The sequence below is a fragment of the uncultured Neisseria sp. genome, assembly GCF_951230505.1.
In the GTDB taxonomy this organism is placed as follows: domain Bacteria; phylum Pseudomonadota; class Gammaproteobacteria; order Burkholderiales; family Neisseriaceae; genus Neisseria.
Genome location: NZ_CATNVN010000148.1, coordinates 1 through 4550, shown reverse-complemented (window position 1 = coordinate 4550; position 4550 = coordinate 1). Strand labels below are relative to the sequence as shown.

The following is a 4550-nucleotide window of genomic DNA, read 5'->3' as shown; positions in this document are numbered from 1 at the left end:
TAGCGGTTGCGGCGTTCGGAGATTTGGGTGGCCAAGTCTGCGGAATCGCGGCGCATTCTTAAGAGTTCGACTTCGGAAACCACGCCTTCGGCAACCATAGGCGCTGTAATAGCGATTTCGCGGTCAAGCGCAGCCTTGCTTTGGGAAAGGCCGCTGACGGCGTCGGTCATGGCTTGACGGCGTGCTTTGTAGGCGGCGATTTCGCGACGGCGAAGCTCAGGGCCCACGCTGTCAGGGAAGGAGAGCTTGGTGCCGTAGGCTTCGGCTTTAAGGCGGGCGACGGTGGCTTCGAGGTTTTCGACTTTGGCTTCGCTTTCACGCAAAACGGCGGAGCTGCGCGTGTCGTCGAGTTTCATCAGAATCTGATCTTTCTCGACCATATCGCCTTCTTTCACCATGATTTCGGTTACGATGCCGGGGTCGAGGCTTTGAATTACTTGTTCACGGCTGCTGGGAATGATATTGCCGTTGCCACGGGTCACTTCTTCGACAGGGCTGTTGTATGCCCAGACGACGAAGACAACCAGGAAAAGGAAGAATAGGATGATGACCCAAAATTGGCCGCTGTGTTTTTCTTTTTGAAGGGCGGCATTGAGGTCGTTAATGAGGTGTAGGTCTTTGGATTTGACGTTGTTTTCGCGGCTCATAATCGTGTATCTTTATTGTGTTTGGTGGATTTTAACCATTAGGGCAGGCCGTCTGAAAGGGTAAGTAGGTTTCAGACGACGGCCTTTTGCTTTATTGTGCTGCCGATTGAGGGGCTGTGGCAGCTTGTTGTTGCTGCTGTTTGACTGCAGCAGCTTGTTGTTGTTTGACGTTGGCTGCTTTGGCCTGTTCGTTTTGCATGAGTTTTTGCAATACCAGGTCACGCGGGCCGTCCATCACGACTTTACCATTGTCCATCACAATGATGCGGTTGACGATTTGCAGCACTTGCGGACGGTGGGTCACCAAAAGCATGGTGCGGTTGCGGCCCCATTGTGCAATGGCATTGAGCGCCATGCGTTCGGTAGCCTGGTCCAGGCTGGTGGTCGGCTCGTCCAGCAAGACGACTTTCGGGTTGCGCAAGGTCATGCGCGCTAGGGCGATGATTTGTTTTTGACCGCCGGATAAGCCTAAGCCATCTTCACCCAAAGGCATATCCAAACCGCGCGGATGGTTGCGGATGATTTTGTCGAGGCCGAAACGGTTGAGCGCAGTCAGTAAGTCTTGGTCGGTAGAGTAGCTGCCGGTACGCGCCAAATCCATGTTTTCACGCAATGTGCCGAGGAACAGGCGTGGCGATTGGCTCAATAGCAGGACTTGATCGCGCAGGAAGTTGGGGTCAAGCTGGCGCATATCGACACCGTCAAGGGTAACGTTGCCTTTTTCAGTGTCGTACAGACCGCTGGCCAGTTTGAGCATGGTACTTTTACCACTACCGATACGGCCCAAAATACCGACTTTTTCGCCCGGTTTGATGGTCAGGCGCAAGTCTTCGACAGCGCTGTTGTTGTCGGCTTGATATTTGAACGATACGTTTTCAAAGGTAATGTTGCCTTGTACGTTGTCCAAAGTAATATATTTGCGTTCCGGATTACGCTCGATAGGGCGGGTAACAATATCGTTTACGCCTTTGAGGGCAAGTTTGGCTTGTTGGAAGCGGGTGGCCAAACCAGCGATTTGTGCCAATGGCGCCAAGGCGCGACCGGACAGAATTACGGAGGCAATCAATGCACCCATGGTAATGCGTTCCGCATGGTTGTCGGCATGAATCAGATAGGTACCGACGACAACCAAAAAGACGGTATTGAGCTGCTGCATGGCAACGGCAAAGTTGACCATGAAGTTGCTGGTGTCTTTGACTTTGATGGAAGAAGCGGAAGTTTTGGCGGTGTATTCGTCCCAACGTTGTTGCGCCCAAGATGTGGCGTTGTTGGTTTTCAGTGTTTCGATGCCTTCGATGGCTTCAACGGCAAGGCCGGAGCGTTGCGAACCTTCTTTCATCGATTCGTTGATGTGGCGCGAGAGCGGGCGTTGTACAACAAAACCGACAATCACGACAATCGGAATGATGGTCAGGGGAACGAGTGCCAGTTTGCCACCGACCATGGAAATTACGAAGATAAACAGCAACAGGAAAGGCAAGTCGACAATAGTCAACAAGCTGGCACTGGTCATAAACTCGCGCACGGCTTCAAATTCGCGCAGGTTGCTGGCGTATGAACCGGAGGAAGCAGGACGGTCTGCCAGACGCAATGCCATCACGCGGCGGAACAGGGCGGAGCTGATGATCAGGTCGGCTTTTTTGCCGGCAATATCGGTCAAATGACCACGAATCATCTTGGCGGCAAATTCAAACAAAATCGCCAAGACCACACCGATGCTCAATACCCACAAGGTTTCATAGGCTTGGTTGGGAATCACGCGGTCGTACACGTTCATCACATATAAAGAGCTGACGAGCGCAAGGAAGTTGATGATGATTGTGGCCAAAATGACTTGGTAGTAGTAGCTGCGGAAACGCCAAATGACTTTCCAAAACCATGCTTTGGGCAAATGGTATTCAGGCAGCTCCGAGCGCATATCGGTAGCCATTTTGGGTTTGATAAACCAGCAGTAGCCCAAATACAGGCCGGAGAGCTGCTCATGGCTGAGTTCTTGTTCCAAACCGTCTACTTGGCGGATATGGTATTTGCGCTCTTGGCCGGAGCCTTCGATTTTGGTGATGACCGCTGCTTCTTCGTTGTGTAGGATAATCATGACCGGCACGGCGAGAGAGGGGATGTCTTCCAAATTGCGTTTGGATAAGGTGTTTTCAAAGCCGTGGCTGCGCAGGACTTCGACCAGTGAGTGATAGTTGACCTTGAGCTTTTTGTCGCGCACGATTTCGGCGGACAAAGCGGCTTCGGATACGGGCGCCCCCAAAAGGCGGGTCACTAAAACGATATGTTCAATGATGGCTTTCATATTTTTTCGCGTAATGTTTTTGGTTTAACCGGCGGATATGGCTTTATTTTTGTGCCAAACCGACCCAAGCGGAGATTTTGGCCTGGGTATTTAAATAGTCGAGCGCCGCATCGCGGAAATCGTTGCGGGCGGCAACGTAATCCTGTTCGATGGAGGATAACTCGCTGTATGCGCTCAAAACATCGGTCAGCGTACGTCGGGCGATTTTAAACTGCAATTCGTACACTTTGATGACTTCTTTTTGGGCGGCGATGTGTTGCGCCGTCAGCGCGGTACGCTGTTCGCTTTCCTGCATATCAATGGCCGACGTTTGAACGCGTTCGTTCATGTCGCGCAGGATTTGTTCGGACTTGGCTTCTGCGGCAATCAATGATTTGGCATTGCGTTCCACATTGTGTCGTGCGGCAATATCCAGCACATTCCATGCAACGTTTAAATAAAGCTGTCTGGTGTTGCGCGTTGCACTGCCTTCCAAATTGAGGGCGGGCAGGCGTTCGGCTTTGGAGGCGTCCAAATCTGCACGGACGCTGTCGCGCTCGGCTAATTGCGCCTGATAGGACGGATTGTTGTTGCGGTTGGGGTTGTTGAAGCGTTCGCTGATGGATTTCGCCGTGTCGTTTTTAAACGGATCTTCCAAATCGTTGGCAGTCAGCTGGCGAGAGGTATAGCGGGACAGGCGGCTCAGGGCCAAATCCATGGTGCGGCGTTGTTGGGCAATGATGTTTGCCACTTGTAGTTGGCGCGCGCGCGCTTCAATCAGCTCGGAACGGCGGCCGGCATCATATTTGACGATGGTGTCCAAGTCTTTTAAGAGGTTGTTGTGGCGCGCCAAAGTCTGTTCGTTGAGGATCAGGGTTTCTTTTGCACGCAATGCGCTCAGATAGAGGCGGCCGATATCGCTGCCCAGCTGCTCTTGGCTTTCGGTGTATTTGTGTTGATAGTATTCTTCGCGGCTGCGGTCGCGGCGGACGGCGGCTTCAATCGCACCCCATGAGTAGATGTTTACGCTGCCGCGCACGCCGATACCGTCATCCATATCGTTGCTGTTGTATTTATTGTGTTGCGCCAGCACTTTCGTGCCGGTCAGGGTAACGACAGGATAATGGCGTGCGCGCGTGGCTTTGGTCGTGCTTTGTGCTGCTTCTTGAGTGGCTTTGGCTTCACGCACAATCGGGTCGCTGATTAAAGCGTCCCTGAGGATGTCTTGCAGGCTGTATGCAGAGGCCGTCTGAAACGGCAGCAGACAGCAGGCGACGGCAACGGCCAATGACAATAAACGGAGCTTTGTGGGGGAAGAATAAATATGCGGCATGATTTTTAACCAAATGATTTATATATTATCGTTGTCCGTATCGGGTATCGCCTGAGGTCATGACCGGGCAAATTTTGAACGAGAACACATACATTTACAAAGCATAAAGCATTTTTTCCAGCTTTTCACAATATTCTGATGAAAGGTCGAGATACATGCCTTAAAGTATATTATTGCAAAGCGCGACTATCGTATCTAATGATTTTAATGTAAAAAATCTATCAAAAAGGCCGTCTGAAAGGATTTCAGACGGCCTTTTTCAACCTTAATCCTTACGTTGCAATACAGC

Annotated in this window: 3 protein-coding genes; all 3 read right to left on the bottom strand. The window is 51.5% G+C overall.

Features of this window, described 5'->3' with window-relative positions; all coding sequences use genetic code 11:
* The coding region (locus tag Q1M25_RS08345; protein ID WP_300483804.1) for a biotin/lipoyl-binding protein at positions 1-647 on the bottom strand (647 nt) is incomplete at its 3' end.
* 91 nt (positions 648-738) lie between these two features.
* Positions 739-2949 carry a type I secretion system permease/ATPase gene (locus tag Q1M25_RS08340; protein ID WP_300483803.1) on the bottom strand — a complete coding sequence of 737 codons (2211 nt, stop codon included), beginning with the start codon at positions 2947-2949 and terminating at the stop codon, positions 739-741.
* 43 nt (positions 2950-2992) lie between these two features.
* Positions 2993-4222 carry a TolC family protein gene (locus tag Q1M25_RS08335; protein ID WP_300483805.1) on the bottom strand — a complete coding sequence of 410 codons (1230 nt, stop codon included), beginning with the start codon at positions 4220-4222 and terminating at the stop codon, positions 2993-2995.
* Positions 4223-4550: the final 328 nt, after the last annotated feature.

Coding starts and splice junctions, on each gene's coding strand:
- Q1M25_RS08340 (WP_300483803.1), bottom strand. CDS start 2,949: ATGAAAGCCATCATTGAACATATCGTTTTAGTGACCCGCCTTTTGGGG.